Origin of the sequence: Acidiplasma aeolicum, assembly GCF_001402945.1 — an archaeon.
GTDB lineage: Archaea > Thermoplasmatota > Thermoplasmata > Thermoplasmatales > Thermoplasmataceae > Acidiplasma > Acidiplasma aeolicum.
Genome location: NZ_LKBG01000220.1, coordinates 14,423 through 35,021 on the forward strand (window position 1 = coordinate 14,423; position 20,599 = coordinate 35,021).

21 protein-coding genes are annotated in these 20,599 nt (G+C 35.4%); 15 read left to right on the forward strand and 6 right to left on the reverse strand.

The window, feature by feature from the left end; genetic code table 11:
• Genes AOG54_RS04765 through AOG54_RS04780 form a run of 4 tightly spaced genes read left to right on the forward strand, consistent with a single transcriptional unit; the run spans window position 1 to window position 3,896 of the window.
• The gene (locus tag AOG54_RS04765) at window positions 1-786 is read left to right on the forward strand and encodes a [LysW]-aminoadipate/[LysW]-glutamate kinase (protein WP_048100976.1); all 786 of its coding nucleotides are present in this window, start codon (window positions 1-3) and stop codon (window positions 784-786) included.
• A 16-nt stretch (window positions 787-802) separates the two neighbouring features.
• Window positions 803-1,987 (forward strand): aspartate aminotransferase family protein, encoded by a 1,185-nt coding sequence (locus AOG54_RS04770; RefSeq protein WP_048100975.1) that lies wholly within the window; start codon window positions 803-805, stop codon window positions 1,985-1,987.
• A complete protein-coding gene (locus AOG54_RS04775) occupies window positions 1,984-2,832 on the forward strand; it encodes a RimK family alpha-L-glutamate ligase (RefSeq protein WP_048100974.1) in 849 nt (282 codons plus the stop codon). The genes AOG54_RS04770 and AOG54_RS04775 overlap by 4 nt, the downstream gene beginning before the upstream one ends.
• Entirely contained in the window at window positions 2,829-3,896 is a 1,068-nt protein-coding gene (locus tag AOG54_RS04780) for a M20/M25/M40 family metallo-hydrolase (protein ID WP_048100973.1), read from the forward strand. The genes AOG54_RS04775 and AOG54_RS04780 overlap by 4 nt, the downstream gene beginning before the upstream one ends.
• Here the strand turns inward: AOG54_RS04780 and AOG54_RS04785 are convergent.
• Window positions 3,893-5,821, reverse strand: a complete 1,929-nt coding sequence (locus tag AOG54_RS04785) for a 3-hydroxyacyl-CoA dehydrogenase/enoyl-CoA hydratase family protein (protein ID WP_054964429.1) — start codon at window positions 5,819-5,821, stop codon at window positions 3,893-3,895. The genes AOG54_RS04780 and AOG54_RS04785 overlap by 4 nt on opposite strands.
• 155 nt (window positions 5,822-5,976) lie before the next feature.
• On the opposite strand from AOG54_RS04785, the gene AOG54_RS04790 reads away from it, so the two are divergent.
• The 4 genes from AOG54_RS04790 to AOG54_RS04805 are packed head-to-tail and all read left to right on the forward strand — an operon-like array spanning window position 5,977 to window position 10,749.
• Window positions 5,977-7,554, forward strand: coding sequence for a long-chain-fatty-acid--CoA ligase (locus tag AOG54_RS04790; RefSeq protein ID WP_048100971.1), 1,578 nt, complete (start codon window positions 5,977-5,979; stop codon window positions 7,552-7,554).
• Complete coding sequence (locus AOG54_RS04795) at window positions 7,554-8,729, forward strand: acetyl-CoA C-acetyltransferase (RefSeq protein WP_048100970.1); 1,176 nt, start codon at window positions 7,554-7,556, stop codon at window positions 8,727-8,729. Before AOG54_RS04790 ends, AOG54_RS04795 begins: the two co-directional genes overlap by 1 nt.
• A gap of 1 nt (window position 8,730) precedes the next feature.
• The gene (locus AOG54_RS04800; protein ID WP_048100969.1) at window positions 8,731-9,804 is read left to right on the forward strand and encodes an acyl-CoA dehydrogenase family protein; all 1,074 of its coding nucleotides are present in this window, start codon (window positions 8,731-8,733) and stop codon (window positions 9,802-9,804) included.
• Entirely contained in the window at window positions 9,805-10,749 is a 945-nt protein-coding gene (locus tag AOG54_RS04805) for an acyl-CoA dehydrogenase family protein (RefSeq protein WP_048100968.1), read from the forward strand.
• Here AOG54_RS04805 and amrA read toward each other — a convergent pair.
• Window positions 10,742-11,302 carry an AmmeMemoRadiSam system protein A gene (amrA, locus tag AOG54_RS04810; protein WP_048100967.1) on the reverse strand — a complete coding sequence of 187 codons (561 nt, stop codon included), beginning with the start codon at window positions 11,300-11,302 and terminating at the stop codon, window positions 10,742-10,744. The genes AOG54_RS04805 and amrA overlap by 8 nt on opposite strands.
• Window positions 11,303-11,570: 268 nt before the next feature.
• Between amrA and AOG54_RS04815 the strand changes: the two genes are divergently transcribed.
• Window positions 11,571-12,170 carry a DUF998 domain-containing protein gene (locus tag AOG54_RS04815; protein WP_162200867.1) on the forward strand — a complete coding sequence of 200 codons (600 nt, stop codon included), beginning with the start codon at window positions 11,571-11,573 and terminating at the stop codon, window positions 12,168-12,170.
• Between the two features lie 13 nt (window positions 12,171-12,183).
• The gene (locus tag AOG54_RS04820) at window positions 12,184-13,068 is read left to right on the forward strand and encodes a phosphoribosylaminoimidazolesuccinocarboxamide synthase (RefSeq protein WP_048100966.1); all 885 of its coding nucleotides are present in this window, start codon (window positions 12,184-12,186) and stop codon (window positions 13,066-13,068) included.
• Here the strand turns inward: AOG54_RS04820 and AOG54_RS04825 are convergent.
• Complete coding sequence (locus tag AOG54_RS04825; protein WP_048100965.1) at window positions 13,057-14,046, reverse strand: GHMP family kinase ATP-binding protein; 990 nt, start codon at window positions 14,044-14,046, stop codon at window positions 13,057-13,059. The genes AOG54_RS04820 and AOG54_RS04825 overlap by 12 nt on opposite strands.
• A gap of 90 nt (window positions 14,047-14,136) precedes the next feature.
• Between AOG54_RS04825 and AOG54_RS04830 the strand changes: the two genes are divergently transcribed.
• Window positions 14,137-14,676 (forward strand): inorganic diphosphatase, encoded by a 540-nt coding sequence (locus AOG54_RS04830; protein ID WP_048100964.1) that lies wholly within the window; start codon window positions 14,137-14,139, stop codon window positions 14,674-14,676.
• Window positions 14,677-14,997, forward strand: a complete 321-nt coding sequence (locus AOG54_RS04835; protein WP_048100963.1) for a hypothetical protein — start codon at window positions 14,677-14,679, stop codon at window positions 14,995-14,997.
• Here AOG54_RS04835 and AOG54_RS04840 read toward each other — a convergent pair.
• From AOG54_RS04840 to folD, 3 genes are all read right to left on the reverse strand, one after another.
• Window positions 14,992-16,281 carry an MFS transporter gene (locus AOG54_RS04840; RefSeq protein ID WP_048100962.1) on the reverse strand — a complete coding sequence of 430 codons (1,290 nt, stop codon included), beginning with the start codon at window positions 16,279-16,281 and terminating at the stop codon, window positions 14,992-14,994. The two genes, AOG54_RS04835 and AOG54_RS04840, sit on opposite strands and share 6 nt — an antisense overlap.
• A 97-nt stretch (window positions 16,282-16,378) precedes the next feature.
• Window positions 16,379-16,708, reverse strand: coding sequence for a hypothetical protein (locus tag AOG54_RS04845; RefSeq protein ID WP_054963806.1), 330 nt, complete (start codon window positions 16,706-16,708; stop codon window positions 16,379-16,381).
• Between the two features lie 50 nt (window positions 16,709-16,758).
• Window positions 16,759-17,601: a bifunctional methylenetetrahydrofolate dehydrogenase/methenyltetrahydrofolate cyclohydrolase FolD gene (gene folD, locus AOG54_RS04850; protein ID WP_055032495.1), complete on the reverse strand. Its 843-nt coding sequence runs from the start codon at window positions 17,599-17,601 to the stop codon at window positions 16,759-16,761.
• 131 nt (window positions 17,602-17,732) lie between these two features.
• Here folD and AOG54_RS04855 point away from each other — a divergent pair, with 131 nt between their 5' ends.
• The 3 genes from AOG54_RS04855 to AOG54_RS04865 all read left to right on the forward strand — a co-directional run bounded on the left by AOG54_RS04855 (window position 17,733) and on the right by AOG54_RS04865 (window position 20,598).
• Window positions 17,733-18,896 (forward strand): class I SAM-dependent methyltransferase, encoded by a 1,164-nt coding sequence (locus tag AOG54_RS04855; protein WP_055032496.1) that lies wholly within the window; start codon window positions 17,733-17,735, stop codon window positions 18,894-18,896.
• Window positions 18,897-19,039: 143 nt separating this feature from the next.
• Window positions 19,040-19,618 carry a GTP cyclohydrolase II gene (ribA, locus tag AOG54_RS04860; protein ID WP_048100958.1) on the forward strand — a complete coding sequence of 193 codons (579 nt, stop codon included), beginning with the start codon at window positions 19,040-19,042 and terminating at the stop codon, window positions 19,616-19,618.
• Between the two features lie 59 nt (window positions 19,619-19,677).
• Window positions 19,678-20,598: an NAD-dependent epimerase/dehydratase family protein gene (locus AOG54_RS04865; protein WP_048100957.1), complete on the forward strand. Its 921-nt coding sequence runs from the start codon at window positions 19,678-19,680 to the stop codon at window positions 20,596-20,598.
• Window position 20,599: the final 1 nt, after the last annotated feature.

A 20,599-nucleotide genomic window follows, 5' to 3' on the forward strand; every position in this document is an offset into this window, starting at 1 on the left:
ATGATTGTGATAAAAATTGGTGGAAGCATACTTGAGAAGATTATAAATGAAAATGCGCTGCCCAATATTTTAAATAATATAAATGATGATATTATAATAGTCCATGGGGGTGGCAATTACCTAAACAAATACAGTGATGAGTTCGGATATGAACAAAAATTTGTTACGTCCCCAGAGGGTATAAAAAGCAGGTACACAGATAAAAAAACGCTTGAAATTTTCACAATGGTCATGTCCCTCATAAATGAAAAAATAGTACATTCATTAAGAAACTCAGGTATCAATGCACTGGGTATTAACGGTGTTTCAATTATTAATGCAAAAAGAAAGGATAAATTAATAATACTTAATGAAAAGAACAGAAAGATGGTAATTGATGGGGGTTACACAGGTAAAATCACATCTGTAAATTCAGATATTATTAAAAATATAGTTTTATCTGGATATATTCCTGTAATATCACCTGTGGCATATTCCCCCGAAAGCTATCTTAATATAGATGCTGACAGGGCAGCAGCATATATTGCAGGATATACAGGTGCCAGCACCCTTATAATGGCCACAAATGTTGACGGACTTTACTGGGATGGTACAGTGGTTGAGGACGCTGACAGCGAGTATATAAAAAGCATAATAACAAGTGTTGGACATGGCATGGATAAAAAATTAATGGCTGCAACAGAGGCCATAGATTTGGGGGTTCAGAATGTTATTATCTCAAATCCATTTAAAGATATTATGCATGGAACTGTAATTTCAAGGAAAACCCATGCAATGAAGATATAAATTAACAGGTGATGGTATGGAAAATTATGAGGATGAGTATATTGCAAATACGTATCAGAGATTGCCGGTTCATATTAAAAATGGCGAGGAGGCAAGGCTGTACGATGAAAACGGCAAGGAATACATAGATATGATGGGAGGCTATGGTGTTGCAATATTTGGTTATTCAAATGATAAAATAAAAAAGGCTGTTTGCGATCAGATGGATATACTTCCAATAGCCCATGCATCAGAGTATACAGAGGCCAGAAATAATTTTGTTAAAAAACTTGCCGATTCTGTTCCGGCAGGCATTGATAAATTTTATCTTGGCAACACCGGTGCTGAGGCAATAGAGGCTGCAATAAAGGTCGTAAAAAAGTCATCAAAAAAGCACAAGCTTGTGGCCATGACAAATTCATATCATGGAAAAACGCTTGGTGCACTTTCAATTACATATTCAAATAAGTACAGAAAATACTTTGATGACATATTAATAAAAGATGTGCAGTTCATTAGATACAATAATACCGATGATTTAAAGCTGCTTGAAAAGGATGATGATATAGCTGCGGTTTTCTTTGAGCCGGTTCAGGGAGAAGGTGGAATAAACATACCTGATTATGATTATGTAAGAGAATTAAGGGAAATTACAGAAAAAAACAACATAATATTTGTTGCGGATGAAATTCAATCAGGTCTTGGCAGAACAGGGAAAATGTGGGCACACCAGCATTTTGACATAACGCCAGACATAATTACAATAGGCAAGGGCATAGGTGGTGGCATACCAATGTCGGTAACAGCAGGCAGGCATGAATTCATGGATAACCTTGAAAAGGGTGAGCAGTCATCAACAACAGGTGGAAACCCAATAGCATGTGCAGCCGGAACCGCTGTACTGGAACAGCTCACGCTAGACCTCATAAACGACGTTGCCAAAAAGGGTGAGTATTTCAGATCAAAATTAAATGAATCATTAAACGATGTTAAAATCGTTAAGGAGGTAAGGGGGCTTGGGCTTATGAATGCCATAGAGCTTCGCGTAAAATTTTTGCCAGTACTCATGGATCTGATTAATAAAGGCGTTCTTGCACTTTATTCCGGTATTAACATTATAAGGATGCTCTCACCATATGTAATATCATATGATGATCTATCAAAGGCATCATCAATAATAGGCGAATCCATAAATGAATACTACAAAGAGGTCATAAAATGAAAGTCTCTCTTGTTTATGACATAATGAGGTGGGAAGAAAAATCAATAATGAAGGCCCTGCAGGATAAAAATGTCGAGGTAATGCTTAAGGATGTTAAAAACCTAAATCTTAACCTTGTTGAAAATAATGAAGAATGGGGTGATATATCACTTCAAAGATCCACTGGCTACTACCGGAATCTGCATTCAACAGCCTATATTGAATTCACAGGGCACAGGATTTTAAATGATTTTAATTCAACTGTGATCACCGGAAATAAAATGTTTACATCGCTTGTTTTATCCCACCATGGTGTGAAAATTCCAAAAAGTTTTGTATCGTTTTCAAAGGATGTTTTTCTAAAATCGTTTAATGAGGATTTTCATGGTACTGCAGTTACGAAGCCTGTAACAGGGAGCTGGGGCAGAATGATATCACTTCTTAATGATTACTATGCTGCAATGGATGTCATGGAATATAAGGATTATATGTATCCATTGTACCAGATAAATTATACACAGGAATATATTAATGAATTTGGCCGTGATCTCAGGGTATTTGTAATAAATAATCAGGTTGTTGCAGGAATTTACAGATACAAATCTGGTACTGACTGGAGAACAAATACAGCCCTTGGGGGCCGTGCAGAGGCACTAAAAATTACACCTGAAATAGAGGATATTGCACTAAAATCTGCTGAGGCCATAGGCCCTGGGATTTATGGCATAGACATACTTGAATCTCGGGATGGTTATTTTGTCAACGAAATTAATGGAAACACTGAATTTAAAAATACTGTACCGGTAACTGGCGTTGACATACCTGCCTATATAGCTGACTATCTTATACTCGAGGCAAGGAAATGAATACAAGGGACATGTTAATAAAAATGCTTGAAATATACTCACCAAGCGGGGAGGAGTATGAAATAGCAAAACTCCTTAGAGATTACATGGAGGATTTGGGATTTCCGAATCCGGTTATAGATGAAAAATACAATGTTGTTTCGGTAACAGGAAGAAATAAACCATCAATACTAATTTGCGGCCACGAAGATACTGTTCCTGGATTTATTGATGTAAAAATTGACGGTGATTTAATTTACGGCCGCGGTGCTGTGGACGCAAAATCATCCCTTCTTGCCCTAATGCTTGGGGCAAAACATGCATTAGATTCAGGATTCGATGGCAGAATCATACTTGCAGCAGCCTCAGGGGAGGAAAGTGATAGCAAGGGTATTAATTACATAGAATCAGGTTACGATAAAACCGACTACGCCATTTTTGGTGAACCGGGAGGCCCTGAAAATATCACTGCAGGATACAAGGGAAGAATACTCATGGAGATTAAAAAACACAGCAGCTCCCATCATGCAAGCTCATCATGGATGGAGGAGAATTCCATAGATTCTCTTATAAACCTCTGGATAAAGATCAGGGATAAATGGGGGAGTAATAAGGATTTTAATGATATAAGCGCGGGAATAACAAAATTTAACGGCGGGGAGTATGACAATATGACGCCTGAAAATGCATCAATGTTCATAGATATAAGATATCCAAAATCGGTTACAGAGAATGATATTGTAAGTGAAATTAAATCACTTGCCGGGGATTCCCGAGAATATATATTTAAAACACAGAACAGAACATATCCATATATATCTGACCTTAAGAGCAATCTGGTATCTGCATTCAAGGCATCAATTAAAAAGAACGGCATGGTTCCAAGATTAATATTCAAAAGTGGTTCTGGTGACATGAACACACTGGGCCATGACTGGGGGATACCTGTGGTAACCTATGGGCCTGGTGATACAAAGCTGTCCCACACACCTGACGAGGTTATTAATTACAGGGAAATAGATAAATGTGCAGAAATAGTAAGGGATTCATTAATTTATTTAAAAAATAATGTATTTAAAAATTAATTACCACCAAATTTTGGCGACCTTTTTTCCATGAATGCCCTGATTCCCTCCTTAAGGTCATTGCCACCGTAGAGCATTCCCATGGAAATTGATTCGAAATCCAGGTTAATTCTGGATGTTCCATATATTAATCTTTTGGCAGTGTAAACCGATGCAGGTGATATCCTCTGTGAAAGTTCCTCCGTCAATTTTAATGCCTGTGCCTCCCCATCATCATTGAATATTCTTGTTATTATGCCATATTCGTAGGCTTTCTGTGCATTTATTCTTTCGGCTGATAGTATTATATCCATGGCCCGGGAAATTCCGATTAATGCCGGAAGCCTCTGGCTGCCACCGTATCCCGGGATTAGGCCAAGGGATGTTTCAGGGAACCCAAGAACAGCATCGCCTGAAGAAACCCTTATATCACATGCAAGCGCGAGCTCAAGGCCACCCCCCAGGACATATCCCTTCAGGTAAGCCACAAATATTTTGTTCATTTTTGTTATTCTATCAAAGGTATTTTCCCCCTTTTTTGACATTTCCATAAATGCATAGGGGCTGTTTATAAACTGTGACAGATCCGCACCCGCAGAGAAATTGGTACCATTGCCTGTTATAAGCACGGCATGTATATCATTGTCAGCTGATATCCTATCAAGCACAGCATTTAATTCATCAATAAGCCCGGAACCTATAAGATTATTTTTTGTGTTATTTAATTTTATAATTCCTGTATTTTCATGCTTTTCAAAAATTATGTATTTCTGGGCAGTATTTTCGTCTCTGGCCTTTTCTGCCTTATGTGGTGAAAATGCCTCCTTTAGTTTTCCATTAATTATTGTACTGGATGGTTTAAACACATCAATTTTATATTTTTCATAGAGTGAATTTAGGGTCTTTAAAACATCAGAGGAGGATAAACCCTGGGCCACTGTTACCGGACCAAATGGCCTGTTCAGACCCAGTTTAACTCCTGTTTCAATATCATTTGGTGTGGCAATGCCACTCTCTATTAATTTTGTTGCCTCGTTTATTTCAAGTGAAAATACATCCATAAGGCTTATCTTTTCTGAGGGTGCCGCCTCCGGTATTACTGCCTTACCATTTTCCCACCTGTAAATACCAGACCCTGTTTTCATTCCAAGCTTTCCTGCATTAACGTATGAATCCAGGTTTTTGCATTTTCCATAATCCGGAGATAATTCCTGTGCATAATATTTTAAGGAATCGTATACGGTATCCAGGCCAACATAATCAAAAAGCTGGTATGGCCCCATTGGAAGGCCCTGAGATTTAAAGAATGCATCTATGCCTGCAGGGTCCGAATCAGAAAGCGCCATGCAGAATACTAGGAGTTCGGGTGCTGAAACCCTGTTGACAATAAAACCTGCCTCATCCCTCATAACCTTTATTGGTACTTTCCCTATGGCCTTTGCAACAGCCATTATCTCATCAATATACTTTTCATCTGTTTTATCACCCTTTATAACCTCAACAAGCTTCATTAATACTGGAGGATTAAAAAAATGCATGCCAAGAAGCCGCTCGGGTTTTTTAACAAATTCGGCCAGTTCGGTAATCCTTATATTTGATGTATTCGATGCTATTATTCCATCAGTGTAATTTGAAATTTCCGAAAGCACATTTTTTTTAATTTCAAATTTTTCGGGAACCGCCTCTATTGATATGTATGCTCCATCAACAGCATCCTTTATATTGTTATAATAATTAATGTTTTTCAGTGTTTTGTCATACAACTCCCTTGTAATTTTTCCAGAGGAAAGAAGTTTGGATAGGCTTTCATTTATTTCCCTTTTGGCCCTTTCAATAACCTCGGGATAAAAATCCTCAAGGTTGACACAATAACCGCCAAGCGCAAAAACCTCGGCTATACCGTGTCCCATTGTTCCTGCTCCTATTACTGCTATTTTTGAATCCATGATGTATTATAACGTTAAAAAATATATTACTTCCTATCGGGCATTTTGTTATTTCATTTAAATAGAAAGAAAATAAAAATCTATATTAATTAATTAACATCAAGTGTTAATGTTTAGAAAAGAAATTTTATTAATATTAAGACCATAAATGGAATATGAATAACTACAGGCTGACCATTAATGGTCTTTTAGAAGCTTCAGTTATGTCCAATAAAAATCAGGAAATTATTTACAGGGATAGGGAATTAACCTATGAGGAATTTTATAATAATGTGAAAAGGCTGGCAGGTAATTTGTTGCGGCTGGGTGTAAAAAATGGTGATAGAATTGGCATTATTGATTTTGATACCATAAATTATATGTATGCATATTATGCCGTGCCAATGATTGGTGCCACCCTGCATATGGTTAATATAAGGTACCCGCCAGAGATATTATTCTATACAATACAAAACTCCGAGGATAAATATATTATAGTTAACTCCGCATTCATGCCATTAATAATGCAGTATAAGGATCTATTTAGCTTTGTAAGCCTTTTTATTATTTACTCTGAAAATGGCCATGAAAAATATAACATGGATAATTATGTTTTTATGGATGACCTGTTAAAGGAAAATGATGAAAAAATCGATGAGCCCGATGAAAATTCCATTGCAACTCTATTTTATACATCTGGAACAACCGGACTTCCAAAGGGTGTTTATTATACACATAAACAGTTAATATTACACAGCATATCTTCACTGGCTGCATTATCAGATGATCCCATAAATTTCAGGCGCACTGATACAATACTTCCACTTGTTCCAATGTTCCATGTCCATGCTTGGGGAATACCATATTTTGCAATATTGAAAGGCATGAGATATATAGTCCCAGGGAAATACGACTGGCCAAATATACTTAATGCCATGGAGAAATACAATGTAAATGTATCTGCAATGGTGCCATCCATACTTTATTTGCTGTTATCAGAAAAAAACGGACCGTCAATAATGGGAAAACTTCATTTAAAAACCATAATTGGGGGTGCGGCAATAACCTCAGGTCTGGCGGATCTCGCTGAAAAATCAGGCATGACCATAATATCAGGTTATGGCATGTCCGAAACAGGCCCAATAATCACGCTTGCAACATATAATTCCATTATAGAAAATTCTGATGAAGAAACAAAAAAGGCAGTTAGGAGAAAAACAGGCATACCAATACCAATGGTGAGACTGAGGGTTGTTTCTGGAAACCATGACGTTGAAAAAAACGAAAATGAAATCGGTGAGATAATTTTGAAGGCCCCGTGGTTAACATCAGGCTATTTTAAGGATGATGAAAAAACTAAAAAGCTATGGCAGGATGGCTGGCTTCATACAGGAGACCTCGCGGTTATGGATAAATATGGATACATAAAAATTGTTGACAGGGAATCTGATGCGATAAAATCCGGGGGAGAATTTATACCATCCGTGATATTGGAAGATTTAATAAGCACGGTTCCAGGGGTTGATGAGGTTGCCGTTGTGGCATACAGAGACCAGAAGTGGGGGGAGCGCCCTGCTGCATTTATAAAAGGGTCAGCAGATGAAGAAACAATAAGGAAAAAGCTTAATGAATATGTGGATACAGGCAGAATTGCAAAATTCTGGATGCCTGATAGATATTATTTTGTTGAAAATTTTGAAAAGACAGGAACAGGAAAAATAGATAAGAAGATACTTAGGGAGAGGGTGAAATAATGGAGGATGCATATATAGTTTATTTTAAGCGTGTTCCGTTTTCAAGGGCCAGGCCAAATGACCCTGAAAAGGATGCATACAATGATTTGAGAATGGATAAGCTTCTATCGGAATTAATTAATTTATCCCTTGAGGAGACCAAAATAAATCCAGAGGAGATAGGCGATGTCATAACCGGATGTGCATTTCAGGCAGGTGAGAACTGGACATACGGAGGCAGGCATCCTGTGCTTTTATCAAACCTGCCATACACGGTGCCTGCAATGTCTATGGACAGGGCATGCTCATCATCGCTTAATGCTGCGGGGATAGGTGCCATGGAGGTCATGCTCGGGAAATCAGATATAGTTCTTGCAGGAGGCATGGAGCACATGACGCATGTTCCTCTTGGCATAAATAATCCATACATTAAACCTAATATGGAATTAATGGTAAATCCAAAATACGCAAAATACAATATGAACGTTTCATATAACATGGGATTAACTGCGGAAAAACTTGCCAGCATTAAGCACATTGACAGGGACGAAATGGATGAATACTCATATAATTCACATTTAAGGGCAGAAAAGGCATACAAGGATGGGTTTTTTAAGGATGAAATAATGCCTGTTGAGGTTAACGGCCAGGTTTATGAGAAGGATCTTGGAATAAGGCCTGATGCCTCTCTTGAACAAATAAAATCTCTTAGGCCGGCTTTTAAGGAGGATGGCATAATAACTGCTGGAAATTCATCAACACTTAACGATGGTGCATCTCTTCTGATGATAATGTCAGGAAAGAAGGTTAAGGAATACGGTTTTAAACCGCTTGCAAGAATTGTTGATTTTGCATCAGCAGGCGTTGACCCCACAATAATGGGTGAGGGTCCTGTTCCGGCCACAGAAAAGGTGCTTAAAAGAAATAAATTAAAGCCTGACGATATAGATTACTGGGAGATTAATGAGGCTTTTGCTGTTGTTGTTTTAAATGCTGTAAAGGCATTTAACCTTGATCTTGCCAGGGTAAACATTCACGGTGGTGGAATTTCCATAGGGCATCCACTCGGGGCCACTGGTGCAAGAATTGCCGGAACATTGGCACGTACATTAAATGATAAAAAGAAGGATCTTGGCATAGCCACATTATGCGTTGGTGGAGGGCAGGGATATTCAATGCTTCTGGAGCGTGTTTAAAATGTTTGAGGAACTTGATGATTACAGAAAGAAGGTAAGGGATTTTGGGCTCTCTGAATTTACAGAGGATCTTATAGATAGATATGATAAAACAGAGGAATATCCTGATGATATAAGGCTTAAGGCATTAAAATCAGGCCTTATAGATATGTCAAATCCGGCAAAGATACTCATCTCAATTGAGGAACTTTGCAGAATAGATGCTGGGCTGGGCATAGCGGCAACAATACCATATTTTGGCGGAGAGGTTATCATGCTTTATGGTAATGAAAAACAGAAGCGGATTCTCAATGATGTTTATTCAGGGAAATACATACTTGGCCTTGGTGTAACAGAGCCATCCGGTGGCAGTGATGTTGCTGGACTGAAAACAACAGCAAAAAAAATTGGAGATAAATATGTAATAAATGGATCGAAGATGTTTATTTCCAATGGAGGTATTGCAGATTATATAGTGCTTCTAGCGAGAACATCTGATGAGGAGAACAAGCATCACGGCCTTACAACATTTTTAATTAACACAAAATCACCGGGATTTGAGGCCAATAAATTGCATGGCAAGCTTGGTGTGAGGGCCACAAATACAGCAGAATTGAAATTTAATAATCTGGAGGTTTCAGTGGATGATGTTATTGGTGAGGTTGGTCAGGGATTTTATTATATTATGACATTTTTCAATATAAGCAGAATATATGTTGCCGCCCAGGCCCTTGGAATAGCCCGTGGTGCACTGGATAAAATTCTTGAATTTGTAAAAAATAATAATATTAAGGATGAATATACAATGTTCAAGGTTTCAGATGTATCAACACGCATAGAGGCGTCAAGGCAGTTAACATACAATGCGGCATCATATCTATTTAAGTTTGATCCAAAACCGGCGCTTACAAGCATGGCAAAGGTATATGCCGGAGAAACGGCCGTTTATGCCTCTGAACTGGCCATGGAAATTACCAAAAATGATCATAAAACACAGAGATTCTTTAGAAATGCAAAGATAATGGAGATATGGGAGGGAACAAGCGAGATTGAAAAGCTCATTATTTCAAGGCAGATATTAAAAGGGGGTAATTAAATGGAGGATGAATATAAACTATTAAGGGAAAACGTTGAGGAATTCGGCAGCACACTGGATGAGAAAAAAATAGAGGAAAATGGCATTGATAATAATCTCCTTAAAAAACTTGCATCACAGGGCTTCCTTGCCGCATTAATACCTGAAAATCTTGGTGGCTCAGGGCTTGATGAATCCTCATATAATATTATTCTGGAGGTGCTTTCAAAATACTCACCGTCCTCTGCATTTGAAATATTTTTAATTAATTCCATTGCATATCCGGTGCTTTCTGATGATTTAAATTATCTTAACGATGTTATTAAAGGTGATGATTTTATTGGTATATCTCTTGATAAAACCATAAAAAATAACTCTTTAGATTCTGTATTAAATGCAAATGGAAAATATACAATAATGTCCTCTGATGTGCCGGCCATAGCAGAAAACGAAAATTTTACTGAAAAGGATTTTATGGGATTTAAGGGCATAAGGTTTGGCAATGTCGGTATTAAAAATCAAAAAAATATAAAATCAAATAAAAACATAAAAAATTCAATAATGAATTCATACAGATCACTGGCCGCAATAAATCTTGGCATAATATCTGGATCGTTGCAAAAGGCACTTGAATACTCTGCTGTCAGGCAGGCATTTGATGTGCATTTAAAGGATTTTGGACCAATAGCATTTAATCTATCAAAAATGGTAGCCAGGGAAAATATCCTGAGAAACATTATTTACAGTAATGTAAATTCAGAATATGTTTTTGATTTCTCAATAGAAAATGCACTGGAAATATCAAAATATTCATTGAATGTTCATGGAGGCTATGGCTATTTTAAGGATTTCGGGGTTGAAAAATTTTACAGGGATGCCATGGCACTTAAGGCCGTATTTTATGGCAATGATTTTCTTGAAAATCTTTCAAAAAGAGTTTATGGGGAGAGATCTGGATTTATTTAAACACCCTCCCCTCAAAAATGTATATTTCTGATGTAAGATAACAATCCCTTTTCATTCCGGCCTTTCTGCAGGTTTCCTCAAGGAACTGCTGCTTATTAAAACCATATTCTATTGCAACCTGTGGCAAAAGAACCCCTGAATAAAATCCGTTTTTAACATATATACCATGAACACCAAGGTCTATTTTATCAATGTCTGTGTAATTAATTCTTTGGAGTTTTCCAAGTACGGTTATTTCTATTTCTATTTTATTAAATTCGGATAATGTAACCGGCCTGAACCTTGGATCCTCCGTTGCAGCCGCAACTGCCATCTCCTTTACAGCCTCCGCCAGCGGTTTTATGGAAAATATATACCCTATGCATCCCCTTAGATTTTTTTCCTCATTGATTGTAACAAAAACACCTGCGTTGGTTTTAAATTTTTCGGGTATTGCTGGAAATTTATATTCAAGCCCGAAATGTTTTTTTAGTGCGTTTAAAGCAATGTCCATTAGAAGCTTACCATCATCCTCTGTAAGGGATTCCAGAAATGAGTCCTTTTCAATTTCCATAATTAAATAATTACAAATTTTTTATTTAACCTTTTTTGCCCATAATATGGTTATTTTATGGAGATATCTTATAAAAATGGGGCTTATTGTAAAAATCATAAAATTTAATATCATACACTTTTATATATAATAATTAGAATAAAAAATCAATGCATGTACAGTTATTCCTGATTAATGCGGTATTCAAATTATATATATGATGCCTTAAGGTAAATAAAAAATTATGTTTCCATCAATAAATTTTAATAAAAACTATGTTTTTATAATTATGAATAAATTATATTTTTTGACCGGTATAATTGGTCCGGTGGTGACCTTATCACTTATATTTCTTGATATTTCAATATCACCATACTTTTCATGGCATGTAAACTCACTAAGCAGTCTTGGCATCCATAAATATTATTATTTGTTTGATTCTGCAGTTATTTTTGAGGGATTAATGAATACAGCATTTTCAGTATTTCTATACAGGGCAGTTCCTGTTAAGCCATTACCTATAATATTAATGATTATAGGAAGCATTGGGCTTTTCTTTGTAGGGATCTTTGATGAACATACCGGTGATATACATTTAACATTTGCAATATTATATTTTATTTTAATGCCTCTTGGAATTATAATATTTAGCCTGTTCAGAATATCCAGGTTTATAACACTTTATGGCATGATATCTGCACTTATATCGCTAATGGTAATAATCATAGGAATTTTAATGGCCCTCAAGATTATAAAATTAAAGGGTGTTGGACTATCAATACCTGAGACCATTGAGGCTTTATTGCTTGCATCATGGATAATTATGCTTGCCTTATACATTATATTTAATTACAGCAAATTACAAACAAATAAAATTATATTGGCATAAATTATACCGTGTCATGGAATTTATAAAAAGTGGAAAGGTTAAGGATATTTACTCGGATGGAGACACCCTAATTTTTAAATTTTCAAATAGAATATCAGTTTTTGATAAAATTATACCAGTGGATATTCCTGATAAGGGGGAATCACTGTGCAGAACCTCATATTACTGGTATGGTGTTGCCAGTGATATTGGAATAGAAACAGATTTAATAAAACTTGAAGGCAACAATGAAATGCGTGTCAAAAAATTTAATGTATTTAGCAGGGGAAGGGAATATTTTAGCAATTACATGGTTCCGCTTGAATTTATAACAAGGTATTATGTTGCAGGAACATATTATGACAGGATAAAGTCTGGAATCCTTGATTATCATGATGCTGGATTTAAAAATATGCCTGAATATGGAGATGAATTTCCGGACCCCTATTTTGAGGTAACCACAAAATATGAAAAATTTGACAGACCATTAAAAACAGATGAGGCTTTGACCATTTCAGGCTTAAAGCTTTACGAGCTTTATGATATAAAGGAAAAAATATTAAAAATAGACAGAAGAATAAATGAGTCTGTAAAGGGCAGGGGGTTAATACATGCTGATGGAAAAAAGGAGTTTGCACTGGGAATAAGCAGAGTGCCGACGATCATAGATACATTTGGCACACTTGATGAGGATAGGTTCTGGGATTTAAATGAATATTCCAACGGAAATATAAGGGAGCTAAGCAAGGAAATGGTAAGGCAGTATTACAGGTCAACAGGATACCATGATGCACTTTACAGGGCACGTGATCTTGGGCAGAAGGAACCGGATATACCACCACTCCCGGATGATATGATTAAAAAGGTATCAGACCTTTATAAAAATATGTACGAAAAGATTACAGGGTTAAAATGGTGATACCATCCTTGATCCCATGGCGTCAAATCTAACCCTGATTACAAACTCTGATTTTTTCAGCATTTCCTTCTGGAGATTATTAACATTGTCAGGTGGGGTAATTAAAAGTATAAATCCTTCCAGGCCGCCCCCGAGAAGCCTCGCCGCCCTTGCACCTATGGACTTCGCAAAATCAATTATGTCATCAACCTTCTCACTGGAAACTTTCTCTCCAAGTGTTTTCTTTATTTCCCAGCCAGAGTTTACAATATTGCAGAATTCACCATAATCTGATGTTTTAAATGCTTTCTCCATTGATCCGGCCAAACCCTTTATTTTTAATAATTTATTTAATGTGTCACTATCATTTTTCTCTGACTTAATAACCTGATCCCTTAATGCATTTGAGCTTTCCCTCGTTTTTCCTGTATAAACAAGCAACATTGATTTTTGTAATGTTTCTATGAAATCATTTTCCAGATTGAATGCCTCTGTTATAACAGAATTTTTACTGAATTCCATATATTTAAGGCCGCCAACGGATATTGCATATGGGTCCTGTTTTCCAAGGACAATCCCAAAATTTGTTTTCTCTATATTATATGCTTCCTCAGCAATTTCATATGAATTTTTATTCTTATTTGTAATCTTATAAATTATTTTTAGAATGCCTGTGATCAGCGCGCTGCTGGAACCAAGCCCTGATCCCGGTGGTACATCACTATTAATGATCAGCTTTCCGGTTTTAATTCCGTTTGACATAAATAATTCCATAATTTTATCCTCAACAGATGAATTCTGTTTTAATACTATGGCACTTTTTAAAAAGTCTCTTGAGGAAACCTCTAGTGGCATTTTGTCATCAGTATACCTCAATAGTATTCCACGATCAATTGTTGTGTTAAACACTGCTCCACCATATTTTTCGAAAAATGGGCTTATGTCTGTGCCACCACCTGCAAAACTAATTCTTAGAGGGCTGTAAACCGAAATTTTCATCTTTAAGTGTATGCAAATTATTTTATAAAGTTATTCAGGAATATATTATTCAAAGAATAAATATAAAATATCATTATACAATAAACAATAATGGAAAAAAATGGAAGCTACTGGCATCAGGTACCGGCCGGTCCGAACCCGCCGGATGAGGTATATGTGGTTGTTGAAATACCAAAGGGTACGAGAAACAAGTATGAAATGGGCAAGGAATTTCCAGGAATTAAGCTTGACCGCATTTTATATTCATCCTATGTTTATCCAATGGAATATGGGGCGATACCGCAAACATATTATACAGACAAGGACCCCATAGATGCCCTTGTATTTATGTCACAGCCCACATTTCCCGGTGTAATATTAAGGGCCAAACCAATAGGTGTATTGAAAATGGTAGATTCTGGAGATATTGATAATAAAATGGTATGTGTATGCCTTGATGACCCTGTTTATAAGGATCTTAAATCATACACGGAAATACCTGAACATATACTTAAGGAAACAGAGAATTTCTTTGCCACCTATAAGGCACTTCAAAATAAGAAAACTGAGGTAAATGGATGGGAGGGTCCTGAATTTGCCAAAAAGGAAATTAAAGATGCCATTGAGGCATATAAAAAACTTTTTGAGTAAATGTTATCAGTAAAAATCAATTCTGGTACATTGACCATATGCGATGGACTTTTAAGTGAACTCAATGAAAGAATTCTGGTAATAAGAACAGATGAGTACATAGCATCATGTGATTCAGGCATGTGCCAGAAGGAGAAAAACTTTAATATTGATATTGTTGATAAAATAGATGATGAAAATAATTTTTTATTTTTTAAAATTGATAATATAAAAATAGCCGTTGATATTTACACATATAATATTCTAAATTATGAAGATATAACAATAAAAAAGGGAATAAAAATTTATGTTGATGAAAATTACAGGTATAAAAGATTATGAGCCTTCCTTTTCTGCAGATTTTTCCCTGATTTTTGCCTCCTCAAATTCTGGATGCTCTTTTATATTACTCTTAGTAATCTTCTTGGTGAATATAAGGGATATCAGTGCAATGAATGCAGGTATGACAACGGCTATATACGATGCAAATGTATAATTATTCTTTGATCCAAGAAGATATGCGTATAATGGTCCGCCTATTAATGTCCCGATGTTAAAGATAAAAAACAGAAATCCAGACACAGACCCAACAACACGGTCCAGCACAGAATCCTGCCCAAAGGCAACAAGGAGGTCAACGTAGACACCCCATCCTGATCCAAAGATAAATGTAAAAACAGCAAGGCCTATAAATGATTTAAACAGTATAAACATGCCAAGGCTGCCTATGAAAATTAGAAATGAGGTTATTATAACCATGTATTTTCTGCCTATTCTATCAGCTATATAACCATAGAAAAATGCAAGTAAAAAGCCTCCAAGGCCTGCCATGGATGCTATAACTGCCGCTGAACCTGTTGGAAATCCAAGACCCTGTTCAAGATATTTTACATAATAACTGAGGTAACCCGCGAATAGGGTTATTCCAAAGAAAAATACAGATATTGCAAGAAGCACTGTATTTCTGTTAAATATGTTTTCCAGTTTTATTTTTTCCCTTTTCTCCTTTTTATATGTAACAGGTATAATGAATAGAACCAACAATAATACTATGGCTGAAACTATGCCCGATAACTCGAATGGAATCCTGAATGCCGGAAGAAATGGAGATATCATGTATGGTCCTCCAAAAAGGCCTGCACCAAAAAATGTTGCCCATACTGACACTGCCTTCCCACGCGTTTCAAAGAATATATCCCCAAGAAGTGCAACACCTGCAGGTTGAAACATACCAACACCGACACCAACAAGCAGTCTGAAGGCAAAAAGTTCTGGAGTATTTGTTACAAATCCTGTTAAAACAGTAAATGCAGAGAATATTAAAACCGAGAGCAATATTGTGTTTTTAACAGAATACCTGTCAAAGAAGTATCCTCCGACCAGGCTAAAAATTGCTATTCCTATTGCATAACCTGTTAAAATTGTTCCTATGCTAAGATATGCCGGCCCTGTTATGGACGGTACAATATAATCAGCACCAAATGAATATATTTCGGCATCAAAGCCCTCTAGGAATGCCGGCAAACCCGCAACAATGGCTATGATGGCAAATCTTGCTAGACTCTCTCCAGCAAGCTGTCTAACAGTTTCGGATTTTTGAAATCCCATTCTAAAAATGCTAACCATAATATCATAAAATTCAGCATATATATAATCTTTTATACCAAAACTATAAATGGTTTATATAATTTTTTTATAAATTTTAAATTAATTTTAAAAAAGTTTACAACCTGGCAACAAAGGATAAAATCCTTGCCATTGCCACAGAATAAATTCCCATATAAAGAAGGTATCTTATTAAGTTTAACTTAACCTTTTCATATCTGTAATGAACCTTGAAAAATGATATGGAATCAAGGCTAAATACATACCTTCTTCTGTTAAGAGAATAAAGTATTATATTGCTATTTCCAACCTCAACCATGTTAATAGAATAATATATGTCGTCATTTACAGAAAAATCATAAAAATTTTTCAGTATGTATATTTTTGACCCATTTCTTGCAAAGGTTGTTGAAACATTTGGCTTTAAAAGCTCATCCGGAGAAATCATCGGGAAAATATTCTACAAAATGATATAAACTTATCGATTACAAATACATTTTAAACGAAATTATGCATCTGTATTTTAATACCGTTTATAAAATTCTGAAATATATCTGTGGCTGTAACTACACCAACGCCACCGGGTACAGGTGTTATTGCCTTAACAATGCCGGATACCTCATCAAAATTTACATCTCCATAAATTTTATTGCCCTCATAATTAATTCCCACGTCTATGACTATAGAATTGTTATTTACAAAATCTTTGCCAAAATAATGTTTTTTGCCTATTGCGGCAACCAGGATGTCTGATGATTCGACAATTTCCTTTAAATTTGACGTTTTACTGTGGCATATACTTACAGTAAAATCACGGTTCAAAAGCATCATTGATAATGGCCTCCCGACAACGGGGCTCCTATTAACTATGCACACATTCCCATTTTTAATTCCATAATGTTCAAGGATGTCTACAACTGCCCTTGCTGTGGCTGGTGCTATTTCCTCATTCCTTATATATAAATTTCCAAGATTTACCGGTGAAAGGCCATCAGAGTCCTTGTAGTATGGTATGTATTTTATTATGTCATAATAATTTAAATTCTCAGGCAGGGGTGATTCCATCATTATTCCATGTATATTTTTGTCAATACTGTATTTTTTAATTAAATCTATTAATTCATCCTGGTTGATGTTTTGATATTTATCCAGTGTCACGTTAATTCCAAGTTTTTTTCCACGCCTTATCTTTGCATTTGCATAAATTGACGATGCAGCATCATTGCCGATCTGTATTAATTTTAAATGCGGCATTATTCCGTATTTATTTTTAAGGTCATCAACCTCATTTTTGATTTCTTCCATTTTTTTATTTGCAACAAGGTTCCCGTCAAGTATCATCGCTTCACCATTTTTTAATAATCCACATGGTTATTTTGGTTTTATTAATAAATTCTTTTAAAATTAATTCCTCCATTTTTTATATTTATTATGGATAAAGGTAATTATAAACCTTGGTATTTAAGTCATAAATGGGTAACATTATAAAATTGCTTGAAGGACTTGTAAAATCCAATTCATACTACGGTCTTATAAATAATGAGATAGATAATATAGCAAATGATATAACTTCTGGATATGATTTAAAATTTATTAAGAAAAAATATGATTATAAAAATATTGATTTGCTATATGAATTCGCACATTACAGGATATTGAATGCACATAAATTTTCGAAAAGCAGCAGATTATTCTTTGACAAATACGCATCAATGTATTCAACACCGGAAATAATTGGAGATTACAGGGGTGAAAAACTGAAAGGCAGTGAGATCATTGATATAGGTTCCGGAGCAGGCATGCAGGCCATATTTTTTTCAAAATATTCCCATGTAACGGGAATAGAGATAGACAGGGTTAGATACCTCCTATCATTGCTAAATAAACGCGCATATAATTCTGATGCAAATTTCATAAATAATGATGCCTTTAATGATATAAGGTATTCCGCTGATATAATCTTTTCAGATCCCCTCAGGCCTGCAATGGCCAGTAAAAGGAAGATGGATGATCTCATTCCAAATCCTGAAATTATAATGAAAAGATTTAATCCAAATGCTGGTTTTGTTTTTGATTTACCACCACAGATGAGATGGGAAAACATAGGCATAAATGGTGAAAGGGAATATATATCTGTGAATGGTTATATTAGTAGGCTAACATTGTATACAATGAATCCCGAGAAAGATTTTACCTCAGCGGTTATGCTTCCCGAAAGGAGGAGGATAACAGGTAAGCCTGAGGAGATTAAAATCGTCAACCAGAATAATAAAATATATGATTATTTATATTTACCTGATATAAGCTTAATATATTCTAAACTGCTTTATAAGGCCATAGATGATAATATGCATTTAATATATCATGATAAAAAAAGGCTTTTATTCACATCCAATGAATATATAAAAAATTTCTTTGGGCGTACATATATACTGGAGGCAAGATCATCAATAGAAAAACTTAAAAATGAATTAATAAAACTAAATGCCGGAAAAATATTTTTTATTTTTTCAATTGATACATCAGAATATTATAGGTTAAAAAATGAGATGGAAAAACATCTAAATGGAGACAAAACATACTATATTTTTAAAAATAATAATTGCTATTTAATAGCAAGGAAAATTAATGGATAACAGAAGATATTATTTTATATTCATATAAATATATAAAATATAGTAAAGAAAAATAGGTAATTGTAGTTATGTAAACTAACAAAAAGGATAAAAAAAATTTTGAAATATATTTTTATAGAATTACGTAATTAGAAGTGACAAATATGATAGAGTTCTATGCAAAGGCTAAGTTGCCATCAAGATTTGGTAATTTTGACATATATGTTTTCAAAAACGACGAAAATAAGGATCATGCTGTTATTGTTAACGGTGACATTTATGGCCGGGAAAATGTCCCCGTAAGAATACACAGCGAATGCCTCACAGGCGATATAATGGGTTCATTAAGATGTGATTGCCGTGATCAGCTTCTGACCTCACTTAAAATGATAGGCCAGAGCGAGTATGGCATGTTAATTTATCTCCGCCAGGAGGGCAGGGGTATTGGCCTCCTGAATAAGATAAAGGCATACAGCCTTGAGGATCAGGGGCTGGATACTGTGGAGGCAAATCTTGAACAGGGATTGCCGGCAGATGCACGTAATTATAATTTTGCTGTCGAGGTAATAAAATATTTTAAAATAAAATCGGTTGAACTCATAACCAATAACCCGGAAAAGATTAAATTTTTGGAGGAAAATGGCATAAAAATATCCAAGAGAATACCAATAATTATAGAACCAAATGCTTTCGATAAATTTTATCTTGAAACAAAAAAGGATAAAATGGGGCATCTACTTTAAATACAATTATTCTGGGTTAATCCAAATTAACTTTTTATATAAAGTTACCATCACTTACCATGGATATTAGGAATAAGGAAATATTAATAACTGGTGGTGCAGGTTTTATAGGTTCAAATCTTGTTCACAGGCTTTATAAGGATAATCATGTGTATGTCATGGATGACCTTCAAACAGGTTCCATGAGCAATTTGAATGATATTTTGCCAGATATAGATTTTATAAAGGACAGGGTTGAGAATATAAATAATTACTGCCTTGATGTTGATTATATTTTCCATATAGGTATTTACTCATCATCGCCCATGTACCGCAATAACCCACTTTTAATAGGAAATGCCATAAATGATATGATAAAGATACTTGAACTGGCAAAGAAAAATAAATCAAAAATAGTATATGCATCAACATCCTCAATTTATAATGAAATAAAACCGCCTCATTCTGAAAATGTCATTCCAAAGGTTACCGATTATTATACCGAGGCAAGAATTGCCATGGAAAGGGTTGCCGAGCTTTATGATAAGCTCTATGGAATGGATGTATCAGCCATGAGATTCTTTTCAATATATGGATATCACGAGAAATCCAAAAAAATCTTTGCAAACCTGGTATCACAGTTTCTATGGGATATACATGACGATATACAGCCCGTACTTTACGGCGATGGGGAGCAGAGAAGGGACTTTGTGTTTGTCGATGATGTTGTTGATGCCCTGACCCTTGCGGCATTAAATAACCATGGATTCAATGTCTACAATGTTGGTACTGGTAAAAATTATTCATTAAACCAGCTCGTTGATATACTTAATAAACACCTTAAAAAGAATGTGAAACCAAAATACATAGAGATGCCAATAAAAAATTACGTGCATGAAACGCTTGCAGACACCAAAAAGGCTGAGGAAAGAATAGGCTTTAAGGCGAAGGTTTCACTGGATGAGGGCATAGATAAATTAATTGAATATTACAAGTATTAAA